At 71.3% G+C, this 21109-nt stretch carries 22 protein-coding genes; 12 read left to right on the forward strand and 10 right to left on the reverse strand.

Annotated features, from left to right (window positions below):
- Positions 1–64: 64 nt before the first annotated feature.
- The 4 genes from ACFYO5_RS18620 to ACFYO5_RS18635 all read left to right on the forward strand — a co-directional run bounded on the left by ACFYO5_RS18620 (position 65) and on the right by ACFYO5_RS18635 (position 4224).
- Positions 65–442: a hypothetical protein gene (locus tag ACFYO5_RS18620; protein ID WP_356560136.1), complete on the forward strand. Its 378-nt coding sequence runs from the start codon at positions 65–67 to the stop codon at positions 440–442.
- A gap of 218 nt (positions 443–660) precedes the next feature.
- A complete protein-coding gene (locus ACFYO5_RS18625; protein WP_388709799.1) occupies positions 661–1923 on the forward strand; it encodes an Ig-like domain-containing protein in 1263 nt (420 codons plus the stop codon).
- 135 nt (positions 1924–2058) lie between these two features.
- Positions 2059–3504, forward strand: a complete 1446-nt coding sequence (locus ACFYO5_RS18630) for an ABC transporter permease (protein WP_388709801.1) — start codon at positions 2059–2061, stop codon at positions 3502–3504.
- Positions 3505–3540: 36 nt separating this feature from the next.
- Complete coding sequence (locus tag ACFYO5_RS18635) at positions 3541–4224, forward strand: ABC transporter ATP-binding protein (protein ID WP_388709803.1); 684 nt, start codon at positions 3541–3543, stop codon at positions 4222–4224.
- A gap of 337 nt (positions 4225–4561) precedes the next feature.
- Here ACFYO5_RS18635 and ACFYO5_RS18640 read toward each other — a convergent pair whose 3' ends face one another.
- A complete protein-coding gene (locus ACFYO5_RS18640; protein ID WP_388709805.1) occupies positions 4562–5485 on the reverse strand; it encodes a helix-turn-helix domain-containing protein in 924 nt (307 codons plus the stop codon).
- A gap of 181 nt (positions 5486–5666) precedes the next feature.
- Here ACFYO5_RS18640 and ACFYO5_RS18645 point away from each other — a divergent pair, with 181 nt between their 5' ends.
- Entirely contained in the window at positions 5667–6710 is a 1044-nt protein-coding gene (locus ACFYO5_RS18645; protein ID WP_388709807.1) for an NAD(P)-dependent alcohol dehydrogenase, read from the forward strand.
- Positions 6711–6912: 202 nt separating this feature from the next.
- Here ACFYO5_RS18645 and ACFYO5_RS18650 read toward each other — a convergent pair whose 3' ends face one another.
- From ACFYO5_RS18650 to ACFYO5_RS18660, 3 genes are all read right to left on the reverse strand, one after another.
- Positions 6913–7656: a hypothetical protein gene (locus ACFYO5_RS18650; protein WP_388709809.1), complete on the reverse strand. Its 744-nt coding sequence runs from the start codon at positions 7654–7656 to the stop codon at positions 6913–6915.
- A 372-nt stretch (positions 7657–8028) separates the two neighbouring features.
- Complete coding sequence (locus ACFYO5_RS18655; RefSeq protein ID WP_388709811.1) at positions 8029–8667, reverse strand: hypothetical protein; 639 nt, start codon at positions 8665–8667, stop codon at positions 8029–8031.
- 130 nt (positions 8668–8797) lie between these two features.
- Positions 8798–9391: a DUF4291 domain-containing protein gene (locus ACFYO5_RS18660; RefSeq protein ID WP_388709813.1), complete on the reverse strand. Its 594-nt coding sequence runs from the start codon at positions 9389–9391 to the stop codon at positions 8798–8800.
- A gap of 246 nt (positions 9392–9637) precedes the next feature.
- On the opposite strand from ACFYO5_RS18660, the gene msrA reads away from it, so the two are divergent.
- A complete protein-coding gene (msrA, locus tag ACFYO5_RS18665) occupies positions 9638–10150 on the forward strand; it encodes a peptide-methionine (S)-S-oxide reductase MsrA (protein WP_356560126.1) in 513 nt (170 codons plus the stop codon).
- A gap of 187 nt (positions 10151–10337) precedes the next feature.
- Here msrA and ACFYO5_RS18670 read toward each other — a convergent pair whose 3' ends face one another.
- Positions 10338–11456 (reverse strand): hypothetical protein, encoded by a 1119-nt coding sequence (locus tag ACFYO5_RS18670; RefSeq protein WP_356560125.1) that lies wholly within the window; start codon positions 11454–11456, stop codon positions 10338–10340.
- A gap of 131 nt (positions 11457–11587) precedes the next feature.
- Here ACFYO5_RS18670 and ACFYO5_RS18675 point away from each other — a divergent pair, with 131 nt between their 5' ends.
- A complete protein-coding gene (locus ACFYO5_RS18675; RefSeq protein WP_388709816.1) occupies positions 11588–12742 on the forward strand; it encodes a cystathionine gamma-synthase in 1155 nt (384 codons plus the stop codon).
- A 153-nt stretch (positions 12743–12895) separates the two neighbouring features.
- On the opposite strand, the gene ACFYO5_RS18680 is transcribed toward ACFYO5_RS18675, so the two are convergent.
- From ACFYO5_RS18680 to ACFYO5_RS18690, 3 genes are all read right to left on the reverse strand, one after another.
- Positions 12896–13144 (reverse strand): hypothetical protein, encoded by a 249-nt coding sequence (locus ACFYO5_RS18680; RefSeq protein ID WP_388709818.1) that lies wholly within the window; start codon positions 13142–13144, stop codon positions 12896–12898.
- The gene (locus ACFYO5_RS18685; protein WP_388709819.1) at positions 13141–13644 is read right to left on the reverse strand and encodes a sigma factor-like helix-turn-helix DNA-binding protein; all 504 of its coding nucleotides are present in this window, start codon (positions 13642–13644) and stop codon (positions 13141–13143) included. The genes ACFYO5_RS18680 and ACFYO5_RS18685 overlap by 4 nt, the downstream gene beginning before the upstream one ends.
- A 144-nt stretch (positions 13645–13788) precedes the next feature.
- On the reverse strand, positions 13789–14295 hold the full coding sequence (locus ACFYO5_RS18690; protein ID WP_388710419.1) for a MarR family winged helix-turn-helix transcriptional regulator: 507 nt from the start codon (positions 14293–14295) through the stop codon (positions 13789–13791).
- 163 nt (positions 14296–14458) lie between these two features.
- Here ACFYO5_RS18690 and ilvA point away from each other — a divergent pair, with 163 nt between their 5' ends.
- The 3 genes from ilvA to ACFYO5_RS18705 all read left to right on the forward strand — a co-directional run bounded on the left by ilvA (position 14459) and on the right by ACFYO5_RS18705 (position 17965).
- Positions 14459–15688, forward strand: a complete 1230-nt coding sequence (ilvA, locus tag ACFYO5_RS18695) for a threonine ammonia-lyase (protein ID WP_388709821.1) — start codon at positions 14459–14461, stop codon at positions 15686–15688.
- 445 nt (positions 15689–16133) lie between these two features.
- The gene (locus tag ACFYO5_RS18700; RefSeq protein ID WP_388709823.1) at positions 16134–17111 is read left to right on the forward strand and encodes an ATP-binding cassette domain-containing protein; all 978 of its coding nucleotides are present in this window, start codon (positions 16134–16136) and stop codon (positions 17109–17111) included.
- A complete protein-coding gene (locus ACFYO5_RS18705) occupies positions 17108–17965 on the forward strand; it encodes an ABC transporter permease (RefSeq protein WP_388709825.1) in 858 nt (285 codons plus the stop codon). The genes ACFYO5_RS18700 and ACFYO5_RS18705 overlap by 4 nt, the downstream gene beginning before the upstream one ends.
- Before the next feature lie 96 nt (positions 17966–18061).
- Here ACFYO5_RS18705 and greA read toward each other — a convergent pair whose 3' ends face one another.
- Together greA and ACFYO5_RS18715 are read right to left on the reverse strand one after the other, a co-directional pair.
- Positions 18062–18562, reverse strand: a complete 501-nt coding sequence (gene greA / locus ACFYO5_RS18710) for a transcription elongation factor GreA (RefSeq protein ID WP_356560119.1) — start codon at positions 18560–18562, stop codon at positions 18062–18064.
- Positions 18563–18732: 170 nt separating this feature from the next.
- Positions 18733–19131, reverse strand: a complete 399-nt coding sequence (locus ACFYO5_RS18715) for a DUF4307 domain-containing protein (protein ID WP_388709827.1) — start codon at positions 19129–19131, stop codon at positions 18733–18735.
- A 160-nt stretch (positions 19132–19291) separates the two neighbouring features.
- On the opposite strand from ACFYO5_RS18715, the gene mca reads away from it, so the two are divergent.
- On the forward strand, positions 19292–20173 hold the full coding sequence (mca, locus tag ACFYO5_RS18720; RefSeq protein ID WP_356560117.1) for a mycothiol conjugate amidase Mca: 882 nt from the start codon (positions 19292–19294) through the stop codon (positions 20171–20173).
- Complete coding sequence (locus tag ACFYO5_RS18725; protein ID WP_356560116.1) at positions 20166–20411, forward strand: hypothetical protein; 246 nt, start codon at positions 20166–20168, stop codon at positions 20409–20411. Before mca ends, ACFYO5_RS18725 begins: the two co-directional genes overlap by 8 nt.
- Positions 20412–21109: the final 698 nt, after the last annotated feature.

Consider the following 21109-nt stretch of genomic DNA (forward strand, 5'->3'; position numbering starts at 1 on the left):
CGATGCTAATGAAAGGCGTGGGTCGCGGGAAAGTTGCGGGAGCCGGCAGTCGTACGCTCCGGGTATGACTACGGAAAAGACCTCACGATTTGTCCGCCTTCGCGTCGAACTCGTCCTGGAGATCGACGACGAGGGCGCCCTCACCAAGGCCGCGCTGCGGCGACTCGCGGAGGAGGCCGCGGACCCGGGGATGTCGGACGGTGAGCGCGCGCACGCGGAGAGCGCTGTGACCGAAGACACCGCCGAGGCCCTCGCCTGTCTGGTGGATCCGTTCGACCTGGTCAGCGAGATCCCCGGCGTCGAACTCCAGCAGGCCTCCTGGTCCACCGAGCCCGTCGAGTACGACCCCGATTCGCCCGACTGGGACCTCGACGAGGATGATGACGGCGAGGACGGCGGGGCGGACGCCGGGGAGGACGGCCGCGCGGGCGGAATCGGCTGAGCGTCTTGGGGAATTCGTGATCCCGGACGGCAACCGCCGCCCGGGGTTTCGTCGTCTCAGTGGACGCGCCGACCGACACCCGCACCAGGGGCCCCGGGGGGAACCGAGGGTCCGCGGACGTGGTGTGCCCCACACATCAGGCATAGGTGGAACGGGATGAACCGGTCGTAGCGTTGAAGGTCTTGACGGGGACTCCCGGATACCGGGAATCGGCGACGATGGAGAAGCGTGTGATGACGGACAGTAGGCGGCGCAAGGGTCTCATGGCCGCGTCCGCACTGCTCGGCGGTGTTCTGGTGCTCTCTGCGTGCTCCGGCGGCGACAGTGACGCGGCCGATGGCGGAGGCAGTTCCTCACAGGCCAAGGCCGACGAGGCGGCGGCCCAGAAGTCGTCCGAGGCCCAGATCAAGATCACGCCTGCGGACGGCTCGAACAACGCCTCCATCAACAACTCCGCGACCGTCACCGTGAGCAAGGGCACGCTCACCCAGGTGACGATGACCGCGGCCGACGGCACCGCGGTGGCGGGTGAGCTGTCCGCCGACAAGACCAGCTGGAAGCCCGGCGTCCAGCTGGAGCGCTCGACCACCTACAAGCTGGCGGCGACCGCGCAGGACGCCAAGGGCCTGGTGGCCCATGAGAACGCCTCCTTCACCACGGTCTCCCCGGACAACAGCTTCATAGCCAACTTCACGCCGGAGGACGGCTCGACCGTCGGCGTGGGCATGCCGGTCTCCATCAACTTCAACAAGGAGATCACCAACAAGGCCGCCGTCCAGAAGGGCGTCACGGTCAACACCACCAGCGGTCAGGAAGTCGTCTGCCACTGGTTCAGCGGCACCCGCATGGACTGCCGGCCCGAGGAGTACTGGCAGGAGAACGCCACCGTCACGCTGAAGCTGGCGCTCGACGGTGTCGAGGGCGCCGACGGGGTCATCGGGGTCCAGCAGAAGACCGTCACCTTCAAGATCGGCCGCAACCAGGTCACGTACGTCGACGCGAAGACCAAGCAGATGAAGGTCACGCAGGACGGCAAGACCGTGCGGACCATCCCGATCTCGGCCGGCTCGCCCGACAACAAGACGTACGAGGGCCAGATGGTGATCTCCGAGAAGTTCAAGGAGACTCGGATGAACGGCGCGACGGTCGGCTTCACCGACGACGACGGCAAGGGCGAGTACGACATCAAGGACGTGCCGCACGCCATGCGTCTGACCAACTCGGGCACCTTCGTGCACGGCAACTACTGGGGTGCGAAGTCCATCTTCGGCTCGGTGAACACCAGCCACGGCTGCGTCGGCCTGTCCGACGCCAAGGGCGCCAACGACCCGAAGACGCCGGGCGCCTGGTTCTACAACAGCTCGATCGTCGGTGACGTGATCGTCGTCCAGAACACCGGTGACAAGACCGTCTCGCCGGACAACGGCCTCAACGGCTGGAACATGGACTGGGCGCAGTGGAAGGCCGGTTCCGCCGCCTGACGCGCCGCCCGCTCACCGTCTCCCGATGCCGCCCCCAGGGGCGGCATCGGTATTTCCAGGGCCTGGCACAGCCTTCTCATGCTCCTTTTATCTCAGCCTTATGGCTTCATCACGGGCCGTACCTAGCTTGCGGCCATGTTCTTCACCTACCTGAGGCGCGAACTGCGCCGCCGCAGAAAAGCGGCCCTCGTCGTCGCCTCCGGACTGGCCCTGGGCATCGCGCTGGTCATCGTCGTCACCTCCGTCTCCTCCGGCATGGGCAGGGCCCAGGACCAGGTCCTGCAGTCCCTGTACGGCCTGGGCACGGACATGACGGTCACCAAGGCCGCCGAGCCCACCGCCACCACCTCCGAGCGTCCGCGCTTCCGGTTCGACGCGCAGGACGGCGACTCGGACGCCGAGCAGAGCAGCGACCGCGTCATGGTCCAGGGCTTGCAGACCCTGCCGGCCGCCACCGTCACCGAGGTCGGCAGGCAGAGCGGCGTCTCCGACGCGGTCGGCGGACTGAGCCTCCAGGTCATCAAGGTCGACGGGCAGTTCACCCGCGGCCAGTTCCAGCAGGGTGAGGGCGGCCAGCAGGGCGGACGCGGCGGCAACGGCCAGCCGCAGGGCGAGGTCCAGGGCGGCGGCGCGAACTTCGACGTCGACAGCTACTCGGTCTTCGGCACCGACGTCACCGAACCCGCGCTCGGTCCGCTGACCTCCTCCGAGATCACCAGCGGCCGTACCTTCAGGACCACCGAGGCGAACGCCGAGGTCGCCGTCGTCGACTCGGCCTACGCCAAGGAGAAGAAGCTCAAGGCCGGTTCGACGGTCACCGTCAAGAGCGTCAAGTACAGCGTCATCGGCATCGCCACCGCCGACAGCGGGGAGTCCGCCGCCGACGTCTACCTCCCGCTGACCCAGGCTCAGACGCTCAGCGGCTCCCAGGACAAGGTCACCACGATCTACGTCCGGGCGACCGACTCGCAGAAGATCGACGACGTCAAGTCCGCGATCCAGAAGAACGTCTCCGGTACGACGGTGACGACCTCCGCCGACCTCGCCGACACCGTCTCCGGCTCCCTCTCCACGGCCTCCTCGCTCGCCACCAGCGTGGGCACGTGGCTGTCCGTCGCGGTGCTCGTCGCCGCGTTCCTGGTCGCCGGACTGCTCACCTCCTCGGCGGTGTCCCGGCGGGTACGGGAGTTCGGCACGCTGAAGGCACTGGGCTGGAAGTCGGGGCGGGTCACCCGCCAGGTCGTCGGCGAGGCCGTGGTCAACGGTCTCCTCGGCGGCGCCCTGGGTATCGCGCTCGGTCTGGCCGGCGCCTACGCCGTGACCGTCGTCAGCCCCACCCTCCAGGCCGAGACGGGCGGCACCGGCGGCGGCCAGGGCGGTCCCGGCGGCGGTGGCTTCGGCGGTCCCGGCCGGCAGGCGGCGGCCCGCACGCTCGACGTGGCCCTCACGGCGCCGGTCGGCGTCACGACGGTGGCCCTGGCGGTCGGACTCGCCGTCGCCGGCGGTCTGATCGCGGGGGCGTTCGGTGGGTGGCGGGCGTCCCGGCTCCGGCCGGCCGACGCGCTGCGGCGCGTCGAGTAGCCAACCCCCACACCTAACCCAGGAGTTGAAGTCCCCATGTACGAACTCAGAGGCGTCACCAAGCGCTACACCCGCGGCAAGGACACCGTCCACGCCCTCGACGGTGTCGACCTGACCATCCCGGACGGCGACCGGCTCGTCATCCAGGGCCCCACGGGAGGCGGCAAGTCCACCCTCCTCCAGATGCTCGGCGGACTCGACCGGCCGAGCGAGGGAGAGGTCGTCCTGGACGGCACCGACCTGGCCACCCTGTCCGAGGCCCGGCTCACCAAGGTGCGCGGCGAGAACATCGGCTTCGTCTTCCAGTCCTTCAACCTCATCCCGACGCTCACCGCCCAGGAGAACGTCGAGACCGCCCTGGTCCCGCTCGGCGTGAAGGGCCGGCAGCGGCGCGAACGGGCCGCCGAGGCGCTCAGCTCCGTCGGCCTCGGCGAGCGGCTCGGACACCTCCCCGGCGAGATGTCCGGCGGCCAGCAGCAGCGCGTCGCCATCGCCCGCGCGCTGGTGAAACAGCCCAAGGTGCTGCTCGCCGACGAACCGACCGGCAACCTCGACGAGGGCATGCGCGACGAGATCATGGACGTACTGCACACCCTGTGGAAGGAGCACGGCCTGACCTTCATCATGGTCACCCACGACTCCGCCCTCGCGAGGAAGGCCCCGCGCGTGGCCACCATCCGCAAGGGCAGGATCACCGTCAAGGAGAACGCCCTCTCCTGACCCGGCGGTTCCCCGACGCGGTACGGCGTCCCCGTGACACGGTTCGCCGAGCGAACGGCCCCCGGAACAGCAGCCTCCGCGGGGCCGTCCGTGCGTGCGTGGCCCCATGACGGGCACCACAGCCGGCACAGCCGGCACAGCCGGCACAGCCGTGGAGTCCATCCGGTGCCGCATTCCCGAGGAGCGGTCGGCGGAGCCACTCGCCGCCTACGCCCCGCGCCGCCGGCTACGCCCCGCGCCGCCGCACAGCTCGCGGTCTCGCCGCACCGCGTCGACCAGGAACTCGCCCGCCGCGAGGAGGGCTCCGCCGCCCGGCGGGAGTCGGGGACGAGGACCGTCAGGCCGACAGCGGCGGCCGGGGTTCGGCGGACCCCAGCCGGCCCGCGTCGACCCCCCAGCTCGCCAGCAGGCGCAACGCCTCCGCCGAGGGCGACCCCGCTTCCGCGTGATACGTCACCATCGTCTGCTCGCTCTCCCCGAGCAGCCGGAACCCCTCGTAGTTGAGGGACAGCGCGCCCACCAGCGGATGGCGCAGCCGCTTCACGCCGTAGGCCTTCTCCTTGACGTCGTGGGTCGCCCACAGCCGCCGGAAGTCCTCACTCTTCACCGACAGCTCGCCCACCAGCGCCGACAGCCGCGGGTCGTCCGGATAGCAGCCGGCGTCCATCCGCAGCGCGCACACGATGTCGATCGCCTTCTGCTCCCAGTCCACGAACAGATCGCGGTAGTCCGGCCGCAGGAACACCAGCCGCGCCCAGTTCCGCTCCGCGACCGGCAGCTCCCCCCAGTCCCCGAACAGGGCCGCCGCCATCGGGTTCCAGGCGAGGATCTCCGCCCGCCGCCCGACGATGTACGCGGGCACCCCGTCCATCAGGTCCAGCAGCTGTCGCGGCGCCGGCCTCACCTGCTCGACCCGCGCCGTCGGCTTCTTCTTGTGCCGCTTCGGCTTGGCGAGATGCGTCAGGTGGGCGTGCTCGGCGTCGGTGAGCCGCAGCGCGCGGGCGATGGAGTCGAGCACCTCCGCCGACACGTTCCGCCCGTTGCCCTGCTCCAGGCGCGTGTAGTACGCCACCGACACCCCGGCCAGCTGCGCCAGCTCCTCGCGCCGCAGCCCCGGCACCCGGCGGTGCCGTCCGAAGTCGGGCAGCCCCACGTCCTCCGGCTTCAGCCGGGCACGCCGCGTGCGCAGGAACTCGCTGAGTTCGGCACGCCGGTCCAGACGCCCGCCGGGCTGCGGTACGGCTTCGGCCTGTTCGTCCATGCGTCCAGTATTCACGGTCGTACGCGGACGATCCTGACCTTGCCAGTGGTAGGCACGACGAACGTAGGCATGGCCGGGGCCTGGGTGAGCGCCGCGATACGGGGCAGGCTGGACGCCGTGCCCGGTCCGAAGACCGACCGGGCGTACGACCCGCGCACGATCCGCTAGGAGAAAACCCGGCATGACCACTGTTGCTGCGTACGCCGCCCCCTCCGCCAAGGCTCCGCTGGAGCGCACGACCATCGAGCGACGCGCGGTCCGCGAGTCCGACGTCCTGATCGACATCAAGTTCGCCGGCATCTGCCACTCCGACATCCACCAGGCCCGCGAGGGCTGGGGCGAGGCCATCTTCCCGATGGTGCCCGGCCACGAGATCGCGGGCGTCGTCACCGAGGTCGGCCCCGGTGTGACGAAGTTCGCCGTCGGCGACCGCGTGGGCGTCGGCTGCATGGTCGACTCCTGCCGCGAGTGCGACAACTGCAAGGCCGGCCTGGAGCAGTACTGCACCGGCGGCGGCATGGTCGGCACGTACAACGCCGTCGACAAGGACGGCGAGACCACCTACGGCGGCTACGCCGAGAAGATCGTCGTCGACGAGAACTACGTCGTCCGCATACCCGACGGCCTCGCCCTCGACGTGGCCGCCCCGCTGCTCTGCGCCGGCATCACCACCTACTCCCCGCTCAAGCACTGGAACGCCGGCCCCGGCAAGAAGGTCGCCGTCCTCGGCATGGGCGGCCTCGGCCACATGGGCGTCAAGATCGCCCACGCCCTCGGCGCCGAGGTCACGGTCCTCTCCCAGTCCCTGCGCAAGAAGGACGACGGCCTGAAGCTGGGCGCCGACCACTACTACGCCACCAGCGACCCGAAGACCTTCGAGGAACTGGCCGGCACCTTCGACCTGATCCTGTCCACCGTCTCCGCGCCGCTCGACCTGGACGCCTACCTGGCCCTGCTGAGGACGGACGGCGCCTTCGTCAACGTCGGCGCCCCCGAGGAGCCGGTCGCGCTCAACCTGTTCTCGGTGATCGGTGGCCGCAAGACCCTCGCCGGCTCCGGCATCGGCGGCATCCGGGAGACCCAGGAGATGCTGGACTTCTGCGCCGAGCACGGCTTCGGCGCCGAGATCGAGCTGATCAGCGCCTCCGAGATCAACGAGGCGTACGAGCGGGTGCTGGCGAGCGACGTCCGCTACCGCTTCGTCATCGACGCGGCGACCATCTGACCGTCCGCGTCACCGGTCACCTCCCGACGGGCCCCCGGCCGCACGTGCACGTGCACGTGTGCCGGGGCCCTCGTCGTAGGCCGCGCGCGGGTTGTCGTACGTGTAAGCCGCGTGCGGGATGGCCTACGCGTAAGCCGCGTGCGGCTTGGCCTACGCGTAAGCCGCGTGCGGGATGTCGTACGCGGTGGAGAAGGGGCCGGGCTCAGTCGGTGGCGAAGGAGTCGCCGGCGCCGTAGGACCGTACGAGGGCGCCGCCCCCCGGCGCGGGCCGTACGGAGTGGGCGCGCCCCAGTCCGGCGACGTGCGCCCGGCCGCCGGCCACCCGCACCACGGTGTTCTCGTCGACCGCGACCCCGTGCGCGAGCCGCCCGCCCGCCACGACGGCGACCAGCCGAGCCAGCGTTCCCCACTGCGCCGCGTGCACGTCCACCCCGAACGGCACCAACCCGAGTCCGGGCCGCACCTCGATCTCCTCCAGGTCCTCCGCCGTGTCCGGCGGGCAGACCGCCACCCCGTCCACCAGCCAGCCGCCGACCACCGCGTCCCGCGCCGCGATCACGGCACCCGCGGAGTAACCGGCGTACGGCACACCGCGCGCCGCGAGCAGCCCGGGCAGCGCGTCGAGACTCCCGCCGAACGCCTCCTGGTACGCCGGTGTCAGCCCACCGCACACCAACAGCGCGTCCACGTCCGCCGTCAGCGCGCCCGGTTCGAACGGTTCCCCGAGCGGCAGCAGCAGGGGCACCGGCGTACAGTCGCCGGCCTTGCGCAGCAGGGTGTCGTAGCGGCCGAAGAGGTCGGCGCCGTCGCCCTCGTCGACGAGGACGCACAGCACGCGGGGCGCGGCCGCCGGCGCGGCCCGCAGGAACGGGCCGTAGACGGCCTCGGCGGCCGACTCGTCACGACCACCACCGATCAGGAACACGTCACTACTGCTGCCACTCATGCGGATCTCCCCCTGGGTCGTACGGATGACGTAGTAACTCACGAACGGTCGCCAGCGCGCTCCCGCCCTCGCCGCCGGAGCCTTCCGAGGCCGCCGGCGTCAGCGGCCGGACAGCCGGTCGGAGGGGCGGCCGGACAGCCGGTCGGGGTGGCGGGCACGCGGCCGGTCCGGTCTCGCGGAGGTGGTGAGCCCCTGGTCACCCGGTCGCCCACCACGAGGCGCTTCCCTGCGCACCCGCCCTCCGACCCCGGGTAGCGCTTCGACTCGGGGAGACGGTGGAACCGCACCCACCGGTCGGCGAACGCGCCGCGGAGGGCGTGCGCGAGGGGCGGGACGCCGGGGTGCCGTTCCCGCCACGGGCGCGCCAGGTCCTCACCCGTCGCCGCGGTTCCACAGGGTGAGGTCGCTGCTGGTGGCGACGACGAGGGTGCGTCCGGAGGGGGAGAATCCGGCGGCGCGGAACGTGGAGTGGTTCGCGTGGAGGATGTGCCACCACGTCTCGCCGTGCCGGCCCCGGTGCGGCACGGCGTCGTGACGGGAGAGCAGGACGCGCTCGCTCGGCCAGGCCGGCTGGACCACCTCCACGGTCCAGCCGTCCGCGGTGCCGGTGTGCAGCCCGCCGCCGAACAGGCCCGCGATGCGCACCCTGCGGCCGACGATCGGCCCCAGCCCGGGACACGACAGGTCATCGGACTCGTCGGGCGTGCTGTCCTGCGGGGCGGGGTCGCGGTCGCGCGCGATCTTCTCGCCCGTGACGGCGTCGAAGAGGCCGTGGCCGTCGTGCGAGACGACCATCACCAGGTCGTCGCCGCTGTCGGGATGCACGGCGAACCCGATCCCGAGAAGCCCGCCGACAGCCACGCAGGAGCCCAGGACGGGCCGCCAGGGCGGCGGCGCGGGAACCACCGGCGCGGCGAGCAGCCGGTCCCGCATCGCCAACTGGTACTCGGACAGCCCGGCCTCCGGGTCCGGCCGCTCGCCAGAGGCGGCCACGCCGCTCCACTTCACCATCCGGGCATGCTCCTCGGGTTCCGCGGCCGCATTCTCCCTGTCGGCCCTGCGGAGTATCCAGCCCGAGGAGGCGGGGGAGGGGCAACCCAATTCCGGCGGCGGGGGCGCCTTCCCCGCGCGCGGGACGGCTTCAGCCCCGTAGGCCGGTCAGGAGTCCGTCCGGGGTGGGGTAAGGGCGTTCGGGCGGGAGCAGCCGGGCCGCCGTGTCGAGGTCGTCGTCGGCCACGTGCGTGCGTATCGCGCGGGCGAGCGGCGTCACATCGCGTACGGCGACCGTCCACTCGTCCGCGTAACGCCGAGCGGCCTCCCCCGTGAGACCGAGTTGCAGCGACCGGTGGGGCAGCGGTCGCAGCCGCAGGTCCCGCTCGGGATCCCACTGCACGCGGGCGGACGCCCGCCGCAACCGACGCTGCCAGGTCGCACGGTCGGGGTGCACCTCGCGCACGTAACTCGACAGACAGGCGCGCTCGAGCGCCCACTCGAAGCCGTCACGGGTGATCTCGACGGCAAGAACCGTCTCCTGCCCCGCCTTCTGACCCCAGCCGCAGCGGTACATCATCCAGAGGAACGAGGGTTTGATCCACGTCATCCGGTCCCGCTTCCACGTGGCCGGGAAGCGGCCCTCGCGGGCGGCGGGCACGCCGATCTCCGGTGGGTAGGCCTGGTAGACGGTGATCGTGGATTCCGTGTGGGTCGCGCGGATGGTGCGTTGCGGGTCTGCCATGGCGTACAGCGTGCGGCCGTCCGGTCGGGAGTGGCCAGCGGTTTTGGGGGCGATGGTTGTGGGACTCAGCCCTCGGCCTGGCGGCACCGAGACCGGCGGGGCTGGCGGGGCCGGCGGGGGGTCGGGCCCGTCGAAGGGCCTGGAATCGCTGGGGGTCCTCGCGCGTTGAGGACAGTGCGCGAGGGCGCCGGTGTCGTACGACGTGGGCGGCCCGAGTGATCGAGTCGACAGAATTGGAGGGCCTCAATGGCTGCGCAGACGCAGAGGGCCGTGCTGGCGGGCGGATGCTTCTGGGGGATGGAGGACCTGATCCGCCGGCTCCCGGGCGTGACGGCGACCCGGGTCGGATACACCGGGGGTGACGTGCCGAACGCGACGTACCGCAACCACGGCACGCACGCGGAGGCCATCGAGGTCCTGTTCGACCCCGCGGAGACCGACTTCCGCGCGCTTCTGGAGTTCTTCTTCCAGATCCACGACCCGAGCACCAAGAACCGCCAGGGCAACGACATCGGCCTCAGCTACCGTTCGGCGATCTACTACGTGGATGACGAGCAGAAGCGGATCGCCGAGGACACGATCGCGGATGTGGACGCCTCCGGACTGTGGCCGGGCAAGGTCGTCACCGAGGTGGAGCCGGTCGGTCCGTTCTGGGAGGCCGAGCCCGAGCACCAGGACTACTTGCAGCGTTACCCGGACGGCTACACCTGCCACTTCCCGCGCCCGGGATGGCGGCTGCCCGCCCGCACGCAGGGCTGACCGCGGCGCGAGGCGGTCCGGCGGGGCGGCAAGGCGGAGGCTGACCGGCCGGCCCGGGCGCCGGCGCCCCGCGGCCGGTCCGCGCGTGCGCCCGCGGACCGGCGGCGCCGCCGCACTTCCGGCGCGGGCTGCGGCTCGGGCGCGGGGCCGTGGTCCGGGGCTCCCCGTGCGGAACCCGCGTCCGGGCTCAGTGCGGGAGCGACGCCGGGCTGCCGCCGTTCGCCTCGTATCCCGCCACGGCCAGGGCGCGGTACACCGCGAACTCGCCCGCCGGATCGGCCGACAGCGTCCAGGGCAGCGCGCCCACGTGACCGTCGACGTGTATGAGCTGGTTCACCGCCTCCGACCAGCGTTCGGCACGTACCAGGAAGAAGACGAGCAAGTGGCGCACGTGCGCCAGCATGGGGTCGTCGGGGCGGGCCGCGTGGACGGCGAAGAGGGCGCCGTGGATCGCCTTCGTCACGACCTCGCTCTGGTAGAAGCCGGTGACCAGGTTCACCTCGGGCAGGTGCTCGAACACCGCGAAGAGGGGCATCGCCGCGAGGAGGGAGCCCCGGGGGGCGCGCGCCGCCGCGGCCTCCGCGAACGACATCGCCGTCTCGCGCGAACCGTGCCACTTCTCGCACCAGTAGTGCAGGGCCGCCAGATGCGCGCCCATGTGTGCGGGGGCCCGGTCGAGGATCTTCAGCCAGAGCTGCTCGAACTCCTGCTGCGAGTAGGCCAGGCCGCGGGCCACCGACAGTTCCACGATGTACGGGATCGGGTCGCCGGGGGCGAGCAGCGCCGCCTGCCCGCAGGCGTCCCTCGCCTCCTCCATGATGATCCTGAAGTCGTCCGTGCCGGGCGTCGAGGTGCGCCAGGCCTGCTGCACCAGGAACTCGGCGTGCACCGCCGCCCCGCCCGGATCCTTGGGCGCCTCGGCGCGCCACACCCGCAGCCACTGCCCGCCCGGTGTGTCGCCGACCCCGCCGGGCCGCCGGCGCAGCTCCAGCGCGGCCGCGCCCGCGAAGGCCTGCACGCGCTGCCAGCGCCGCTCGCCCTCGGCCTCGGTGCCGGCCAGCAGCTGTAGGCCGGCCCGGTAGTCCTGGGTGCCCTGCACGACGTTCAGCACGTCGAGCAGGTCGTGGTCGGGGCCGGGCATGCGGATGTCCAGCTCCTCCTCGCGGACGAAGCCGTAGTCGGCGGGGTCCGCGGCGTCGGGGTGTCCGGCCGGGACCTGCTCGATCAGACCGCGCCTGCGGCGCAGGAACGGCAGCAGCACGAAGCTGAGCATGACCAGCGCGATCAGGACCCAGAGAATTTCCATGCCCCAAGGGTTTCAGACGCCGCCGACAATTGGCCATCCGCCTCCGCCGGCCTGTGGAAAACCTCGCGGTGCGCGGCGACGGGCACCCGCCGTCCCGCACCTTCGCCTCCGGCGCATTACGCTCGGTGCTCATGAGCGACAGGCACATCAGTCAGCATTTCGAGACCCTCGCGATCCACGCGGGCAACACCGCCGATCCCCTCACCGGCGCGGTGGTCCCGCCGATCTACCAGGTCTCCACGTACAAGCAGGACGGCGTCGGCGGCCTGCGGGGCGGCTACGAGTACAGCCGTAGCGCCAACCCCACCAGGACCGCGCTGGAGGAGAACCTGGCCGCCCTGGAGGGCGGCGTCCGGGGTCTCGCGTTCGCTTCCGGACTGGCGGCCGAGGACTGCCTGTTGCGTACGCTGCTCAGCCCGGGCGATCACGTGGTCATCCCGAACGACGCGTACGGCGGCACGTTCCGGCTGTTCGCGAAGGTCGTCTCCCGGTGGGGCGTGGAGTGGTCGGTGGCCGACACCAGCGACCCGGCCGCCGTGCGGGCCGCGATCACCCCGAAGACGAAGGCGGTCTGGGTGGAGACCCCCTCCAACCCGCTGCTCGGCATCACCGACATCGCGGCCGTCGCGCAGGTGGCGCGGGACGCCGGCGCCCGGCTCGTCGTCGACAACACCTTCGCCACGCCGTATCTCCAGCAGCCGCTGGCGCTCGGCGCGGACGTCGTCGTGCACTCGCTGACCAAGTACATGGGCGGGCACTCGGACGTCGTCGGCGGTGCGCTGATCGTGGGCGACCGGGCACTCGGCGAGGAGCTGGTGTACCACCAGAACGCGATGGGCGCGGTCGCCGGGCCCTTCGACTCCTGGCTGGTGCTGCGCGGCACGAAGACGCTGTCGGTGCGCATGGACCGGCACAGCGAGAACGCGACCAAGGTCGCCGACATGCTGACGCGGCACGCGCGCGTGACGAACGTTCTGTACCCGGGCCTTCCGGAGCACCCCGGTCACGAGGTCGCCGCCAAGCAGATGCGGGCGTTCGGCGGCATGGTGTCGTTCCAGGTGGCCGGCGGCGAGGAGGCGGCGGTGGAGGTCTGCAACCGCGCCAGGGTGTTCACCCTCGGCGAGTCCCTCGGCGGCGTCGAGTCGCTGATCGAGCACCCCGGGCGCATGACGCACGCCTCCGCGGCCGGTTCGGCCCTGGAGGTCCCGGCCGACCTGGTGCGGATCTCGGTCGGCATCGAGAACATCGACGACCTGCTGGCGGACCTCCAGCAGGCCCTCGGCTAGGTCTTCCGTTCGGATCATGGCTGGTCAGCCCTGGTCAGCCATGGTCGGGCGGGCCTGCCGGCCCTGATCGGGCGCGGGCGCGGTGACGCGGTGCGGTGCCCGGGCCCGAGCGCGGCGCGATGCGAACGCGAGGACCCGGACGGCGGGCCGGCGTCACCAGCCGGTCAGGGGTGGGGTCGTCTCCGACGGCGGCTCCACCCACGGTTCGGCCACCGCCGCCCAGACGGCGAACGCGACGGCCGCCGTCCCCAGCAGCAGCCACAGCAGACGCCGGGCGAGGACGCGGCGGCGCAGCACGCGGGTGCCGCGGCGGACGGCGTCCGTGTGCAGCTCGGGCGGCAGCCGGGGCACCGTCCGCTCCATGATCTGCCGTACGGCGGCCTCCCGCTGGGCCCGGTTCACGTCGCCGCCGTCTTCGCCTCGGTGACCGGGGGCGAGGGTGCGCGGGGTGGGTGCAGGACGGTCGCCGTCGCGCGGTCGCAGACCGTGTGGACGTGTTCCCTCGGCAGGCCGAGAAGGGCCGCGACCTGTTCCTCGCCGACGCCCTCGTAGAGCCTGAGGACCAGGATCAGGCGGGCCTGCGGGGTGAGGCCGGCCAGCGGACCGGCGAGATGTCGGCGGGTCCGGCCCAGGGGGGCGTACTGATGCCACGCGGTGTCGGCGAAGCGGATGGCCAGGTGCCGGCGGGCGTGGTCGTAGGGGTCCTCGCCGTGCAGCCGGTCCCAGCACGCGTACGTGTGCGCGAGGGCGTGCGTCAGCAGCCGTCGCGCGCGCGGGTTCTCCTCGTGGGACTCCGCGGTGAGCAGGGTGGCGGTCTGCGTCAGCCGTCCGCCCGCGCCGGCCACGAACGCCTCGAACTCCTTGGCCCGGCGGGCGTCCCGGGCCGCATGCCGTGCTCGCATCGCGCGCCTCCCGCCTGCCGGCGACCCCCTGGCCACGGATCCCGGCCGGTCTGCGACAACGGGGACCCGGTCTCATATGAGGCCAGGGGCGGGCCGTCGGTCAAGAGCCGCGCACGCGCGGATGCGCGCCGCGCGCGGGGGCGTTCAGGAAGCCGGTGCGGGCTCCGTGCCGGCCATGCCGTGGGAGGCCATCCGGCTGGACAGCGCGGTGTTGAAGCGCGTGAGGAGCGCGCAGAACGCCTCGCGCTCCTCCGGGCTCCATTCATGGGTCAGTTCAGCCATCAACTGACGTCTGGAGGAACGCACTTCGTCGAGCCGGGACAGCCCGCGCGGAGACAGCTGGAGCACCACCGCCCGCCCGTCCTCGGGGTGCGAGGTGCGCTTGACCAGGCCGGTGTCGACCAGCGGCGCCACCTGTCGGGTGACGGTCGACGAGTCGATGCCCATGCTCGCGGCGAGCGCCTTGACGCCCATCGGGCCTTCCTTGTCGAGGCGGTTGAGCAGCAGGTACGCGGCGCGGTCCATGGAGTTGCGTACCTGCCCGACCCCGCCGAGCCGAGTCTGTTCGGCACGGCGAGCGAAGAGCGCGACCTCGTGCTGCAGCGTGTCGAGGAGACCGGTGTCGCCGACGGTCGTCATGTCCATCGACATTTCAGGTGTTGTGGGCATGGCCGGGGGCTCACTTCATGAAATGGGTGCTGGGTTGGGGGACAGGGTACGCGGCCCGGGGGCGGGTCGTACCGGCGCTGCGGAAACCGGTCTCGGTGGTTGGTCACAGCGGTCGTTTCCGCCTGTGAACTGCGATGCTTGTGTCATGAGCTACCGCACGGCTGACTCCTTGCGGCCCGTCACTCTCGACGATGTGCGCGGCGCCCAGAAGATGCTTTCCGGCGTGGCGCGGGTGACCGCGATGGAGGGCAGCAGGCACCTGTCGCAGCTCGTCGGGGCACCGGTGCACCTCAAGTGCGAGAACCTCCAGCGGACGGGTTCGTTCAAGCTGCGCGGCGCGTACGTGCGGATCGCCGGGCTGCTGCCGGAGGAGCGGGCGGCCGGGGTCGTCGCGGCGAGTGCGGGCAACCACGCGCAGGGCGTCGCGCTGGCGTCCACCCTGCTGGGCGTGCGGTCCACGGTGTTCATGCCGAAGGGCGCCCCGCTGCCGAAGATCAGCGCGACCCGCGAGTACGGCGCGCAGGTGCGCCTGTACGGGCAGGTGGTCGACGAGACGCTGGCGGCGGCGCAGGAGCACGCGTCGGAGACCGGCGCGGTGTTCATCCATCCCTTCGACCATGCGGACGTGATCGCGGGGCAGGGCACGGTGGGTCTGGAGATCCTGGAGCAGTGCCCGGAGGTGCGGACGATCGTCGTCGGGATCGGCGGCGGGGGTCTGGCGGCGGGCATCGCGGTGGCGGTGAAGGCGCTGCGGCCGGACGTGCGCATCGTGGGGGTGCAGGCGGCGGGCGCGGCGGCGTATCCGCCCTCGCTGGCGGCGGGGCGGCCGGTGTCGTTGCGCAGTCCGGTGACGATGGCGGACGGCATCAAGGTGGGCAGGCCCGGTGATGTGCCGTTCGGGATCGTCGGAGACCTGGTGGACGAGGTCCGCACGGTGTCGGAGGATGCCCTGGCCATGGCTCTGCTGCTGTGTCTGGAGCGGGCCAAGCTGGTGGTCGAGCCGGCCGGGGCGAGTCCCGTGGCGGCACTGCTGAGCGAGCCGGGCGCCTTCGAGGGGCCGGTGGTCGCGGTGCTCTCCGGCGGCAATGTCGATCCGCTGCTGATGCAGCGCGTGCTGCGGCACGGCACGTCCGCCCAGGGCCGCTACCTGGCGGTACGGCTGCGGCTGACGGACCGGCCGGGTGCGCTGGCGACGCTGCTCGGGGTGTTGTCGATGGTGGACGCGAACGTTCTCGACGTGAGTCACGTACGGACCGACCCGCGGCTCGGGCTCACGGAGGCCGAGGTGGAACTGCACCTGGAGACGAAGGGGCCGGTGCACTGCGCCGAGGTCGGCCACGCCCTGCGCGAGGCCGGCTACACGGTCATCGACTGACGGCCGTCGCCGAACCCGCTCGGCACCTTCGCCGAACCCGCTCGACGCCGTCGCCGAACCCGCTCGGCACCTTCGCCGGACGCGCTCGACGCTGGTCGCCGACCCGGTCTCACGGCCGGAGCCGGACGCGACTGACGGCGGTCGCCGACCCGTCAGACGGCCGGAGTCGGTCGCGACTGATGGCCGCCGCTGCCCGCCCTCCCCCGCCGCCTTTCCCTTCCCCTTCCTCCCCCTGTCGACGGTCGGCGCGCACCTCGGCCGTGGTCGGAGGTCCAGGTCGCACCCTCTTGTCACTCCTTCGGGTAAGTCCATTGAAGGACGCGATACATCGCGTTATGGTGTGTGTCACGCCACCTCGCCGGCGTGCTCGGCGCATCGCGATCGAGCGGAACGAAACGTACAAACCTAGGCTTTCCGAAGAATCCCCGACGACGTGGAGACTCACATGCCAGGCGCCATCCATGCCGAAGGTCTGGTGAAGACCTTCGGTGACGTCAAGGCTCTGGACGGCGTCGACCTCGACGTCCCGGAGGGCACCGTCCTCGGCCTCCTGGGGCCGAACGGCGCGGGCAAGACCACCGCGGTCCGCTGCCTGACCACCCTTCTGCGCCCGGACAGCGGCCGGGCCGTGGTCGCCGGCTTCGACGTGCTCAAGAACCCCAACGAGGTGCGGCGTTCGATAGGCCTCTCCGGCCAGTTCGCCGCCGTCGACGAGTATCTGACCGGCCGGGAGAACCTCCAGATGGTCGGGCAGCTCTACCAGATGAGGGCGAAGGCCGCGAAGGCCCGGGCCGCCGAACTGCTCGACCAGTTCGACCTCGCGGACGCCGCCGACCGCACCGCCAAGACCTACTCCGGAGGAATGCGCCGCCGCCTCGACCTGGCCGCCGCGCTGGTGGTCTCACCACCCGTGATGTTTATGGACGAGCCGACGACCGGTCTCGACCCGCGCAACCGCCAGCTGCTGTGGGAGGTGATCAAGCGTCTCGTCTCCGGCGGCACCACACTGCTGCTGACCACGCAGTACCTGGAGGAGGCCGATCACCTCGCGCACGACATCGCGGTCGTCGACCACGGCCGGGTCATCGCCCGCGGCACCTCCGACCAGCTCAAGGCCCGCACCGGCGGCGAGCGCGTGGAGGTCGTGGTGCACGAGCGGGAGCACATACCGACCGCGCTCCAGGTCCTGGCCGGCTTCGGCAAGGGCGACACCACCGTCGAGGAGCACACCCGCAAGCTCACCGTGCCCGTCACCGGCGGCGCGAAGCTCCTCGCCGAGGTCATCCGCGAGCTGGACATCCGCGGCATCGAGATCGACGACATCGGTCTGCGCCGCCCCACCCTCGACGACGTCTTCCTGTCCCTCACCGGACACGTCGCCGAGGACAAGCCCGAGGACAACGGCAAGGAGACCGTGAAATGAGCGCCGTCACCGAAGCCCTCCGGGGCACGGCCCCCGGCAACCCGCTCGGCCAGAGCGTCCGGGACTCCCTGGTCGTTGCGAAACGCAACCTGATCCGGATGTCCCGGATCCCCGAGATGGTCATCTTCGGGCTCATCCAGCCCATCATGTTCGTGGTGCTGTTCACCTACGTCTTCGGCGGCTCGATGCGGATCGGCGGCAGCACCAGCGCCACCGACTACAAGAACTTCCTCATGGCGGGCATCTTCGCGCAGACCGTCACCTTCGCCACCGCCGGAGCCGGCGCGGGCATCGCCGACGACATGCACAAGGGCCTCATCGACCGCTTCCGCTCCCTGCCGATGGCCCGTGGCGCGGTCCTCACCGGCCGCACCCTCGCCGACCTCGTGCAGACCGCGCTGACCCTGCTCGTCCTCGCCGTCGTCGCGCTCCTGGTCGGCTGGCGGGTCGGCTCCGACGGCAGCACCAACGCCGCCAGGGTGATGGCCGCCTTCGGCCTGCTGCTCCTCCTCGGCTACGCGTTCACCTGGATCGGCGCCCTGATCGGTCTGTCCGTCCGCACCCCCGAGGCGGCCACCTCCGGCGGACTGATCTGGCTCTTTCCGGTCACCTTCATCTCGAACGCGTTCGTGGACACCGGCAACATGACGCCCTGGCTGCGACACGTCGCCGAATGGAACCCCTTCAGCGCCACCGTCCAGGCCTGCCGCGTCCTGTTCGCCAACCCCGGACAATCGGCCTCCGACGCCTGGCCGATGCAGCACCCGGTCTGGGCCTCCCTGATCTACTCCGTGCTGATCGTCCTCATATTCCGCACGCTGGCGGTCCGCAAGTACCGCTCGGCCACCGCATGACCGCACCACACCACACGGCATGACGAGACCCCCGGCGCCACGGGGGCGCCGGGGGTCCGGTCGGGGATGAGGGGGCCGGGAACCGGCGAGGGCCGGTCAGCCGTCGTAGGGCACGGCCTTGAGGAGACGTACGGAGGCCTTCTTGCCGTTGGGCAGCTCGTACTCCGCGTCCTCGCCGACCTTGTGGCCGATCACGGCGGAGCCCAGCGGCGACTGCGGCGAATAGGTCTCGATGTCGGAACTCGCGTACTCGCGCGAGGCCAGCAGGAAGGACAGCGTGTCGTCCTCGTCACCGTCGAAGGCGATCGTCACGACCATGCCGGGTGCCACCGCACCGTCCGTGGACACCGGGGCGGCGCCGACCTTGGCGTTGTCCAGGAGCTGGGTCAGCTGGCGGATGCGGAGTTCCTGCTTGCCCTGCTCCTCCTTCGCCGCGTGGTACCCGCCGTTCTCCCGCAGGTCGCCCTCCTCACGCGCGGCCGCGATCTTGCCGGCGATCTCGGTGCGCGCAGGACCAGTAAGGTACTCAAGCTCATCCTTGAGCTTGTTGTACGCCTCCTGGGTGAGCCAGGTGACGTTCTCGCTGGTCTGGGTCACAGGGTGCTCCTCGTCGGTACTGGGATAACAAAGCATCGCCCTACCCGGAAGCATGTTCCTCCAGGGATGGGCGAAACCACGAGCCTAACAATTCAGCGGCTCAAGGGGGAGGACATAAGCCATAAGAATCGGGACAACGCAGGTCAGTGCCTACGTATTCCGGATGACGATCAGTCCGCGTGACAGCCGAGCAACTCCGCCGTCGTCCCCCGGGACGCCGTACGAAGGGTGACCACCTTGTCGATGCGCGTCTGTGGCCCGGAGAAACGGAAGTCCGCGCGGCCCACCTCGGTGCCGTTCTCGGCCTGTGAGCGGACCGTGCAGTAACCGCTCGCACCGGCGTCCTTGCGGACCTCGAGGTGCACGCGCACCGAGTCGTCCGAGACCTTGAAGGTGATCAGCTCGCCGCTGATCTTGTTCTGGGCGACGTAGTGGTAGGCGAAGTAGCCCATCAACGCGAGCAGCAGCGCGCCCAGCACGGCGCCGGCGACCTTGAGTGTGCGGTCCGCGCGCTCGTCCGAGGAGCGGCCGTAGCGGCCCTCGGGCGGTCGCGTGCTCGCCGTACTCATGATCGTCCTCTCGGCAAGGCCTCCGGCCGCTTGGGCGAAGGTCCGAAAGTGGGCCGCCCGGGCAGGCCCACGGAATTATTGGCCCCCCGATTCGGTCACTATAGAAGCCGCCGATCGCACCCCGTGCCACGGGGGCGCCGACTTACTGAGGATTTGAGTCTTGACTGACCAGCTGCGACTGATGGCCGTGCACGCCCACCCCGACGACGAGTCGAGCAAGGGCGCGGCCACCATGGCGAAGTACGTGTCCGAGGGGGTGGACGTGCTGGTCGTGACCTGCACGGGCGGGGAGCGCGGCTCCATCCTCAATCCCAAGCTCCAGGGCGACCGGTACATCGAGGAACACATCCACGAGGTACGCAAGAAGGAGATGGACGAGGCCCGCGAGATTCTCGGGGTCAGGCAGGAGTGGCTCGGCTTCGTCGACTCCGGACTGCCCGAGGGCGACCCGCTGCCGCCGCTGCCCGACGGCTGCTTCGCCCTGGAGGACGTCGACAAGGCGGCCGGTGAGCTGGTGAAGCAGATCCGCTCCTTCCGCCCCCAGGTGATCACCACCTACGACGAGAACGGCGGCTACCCGCACCCCGACCACATCATGACCCACAAGATCACGATGGTGGCCTTCGAGGGCGCGGACGACACCGCGAAGTATCCGGAGAGCGAGTTCGGGCCGGCGTACCGGCCGCTGAAGCTCTACTACAACCAGGGCTTCAACCGTCCCCGCACCGAGGCGCTGCACCAGGCGATGCTCGACCGGGGTCTGGAGTCGCCGTACGGGGACTGGCTCAAGCGCTGGAGCGAGTTCGAGCGGGTCGAGCGCACGCTGACCACGCACGTGCCGTGCGCCGACTTCTACGAGATCCGCGACAAGGCGCTGATCGCGCACGCCACGCAGATCGATCCCGACGGAGGCTGGTTCCGGGTGCCGATGGACGTGCAGAAGGAGGTCTGGCCGACGGAGGAGTACGAGCTGGCGAAATCGCTCGTCGATACCTCCCTCCCCGAGGACGACCTCTTTGCGGGCATCCGCGACAATGCCTGACATGAGCGCAAGCGTGAGCCTGGCAATGACGCACCTCGTCCCCCTCGCCAAGGAGGTCGACGAGAACAAGGTCACCCCCGGCGTCCTCGGCTTCATCGTCTTCGCGGCGATGGCGATCGCGGTGTGGGGCCTGATGAAGTCGATGAACCGCCGCATGGGCAAGGTCGACTTCGTGGAGACGCCGGAGGACGCCTCCGGCGGGCCCGCCCCGGAGAGGACCACGCCCGCCAAGGGCTGAGGCGGGTCGCACCACCGGACGGACCGCCGACCGCCGACACCGCCGCCCGCCCCTGCCGGGCAGCGGTGCCGACGGCCCGCGCCGCCGTGCCCTCCCGGTCCTCCTCCATCCTCGACGGTCACCCCCACCAGCTCCCGCGTCTGCCCGCCGGGCGCCGGGCCCGGAAACCCTGCCCGACCGCCGTGCCTGCCGGGCGCAATGGCCGCGTGCGACTGCCCCCGCCGAGCTGGCCTGCCAGGCCCGGCCTGCCAGAGCCGGCCCGCAAAGCCAGCCCGGAAACCCTGCCCGACCGCCGTGCCTGCCGGGCCCGACTGCCACGCGCGACTGCCGCCCCCGCTGAGGCGGCCTGCCGAGCCCACCTGCTAGAGCCGGCCCGCTAGGCCGGCCGGACCGCCGTGTCTGTCGGGCCCGACCGTCACGCGCGACTGCCGCCCCCGCTGAGGCGGCCTGCCGAGCCCACCTGCTAGAGCCGGCCCGCTAGGCCGGCCGGACCGCCGTGTCTGTCGATCCCAACCGTCACGCGCGACTGCCCCCGCCGAGGCAGGCCCGCCAAGCCCACCTGCTAGAGCTGGCCCGTCAAGCCGGCCTGCTAGAGCTGGCCGCCAAGCGGGGCCGGACCGCCGTGCCTGCCGGGCGCAATGGCCGCGTGCGACTGCCCCCGCCGAGCCCGGCCTGCCAACCCCGAACCGCCAGAGTCG

Origin of the sequence: Streptomyces sp. NPDC006259 (genome assembly GCF_042870975.1) — a bacterium.
GTDB lineage: Bacteria > Actinomycetota > Actinomycetes > Streptomycetales > Streptomycetaceae > Streptomyces.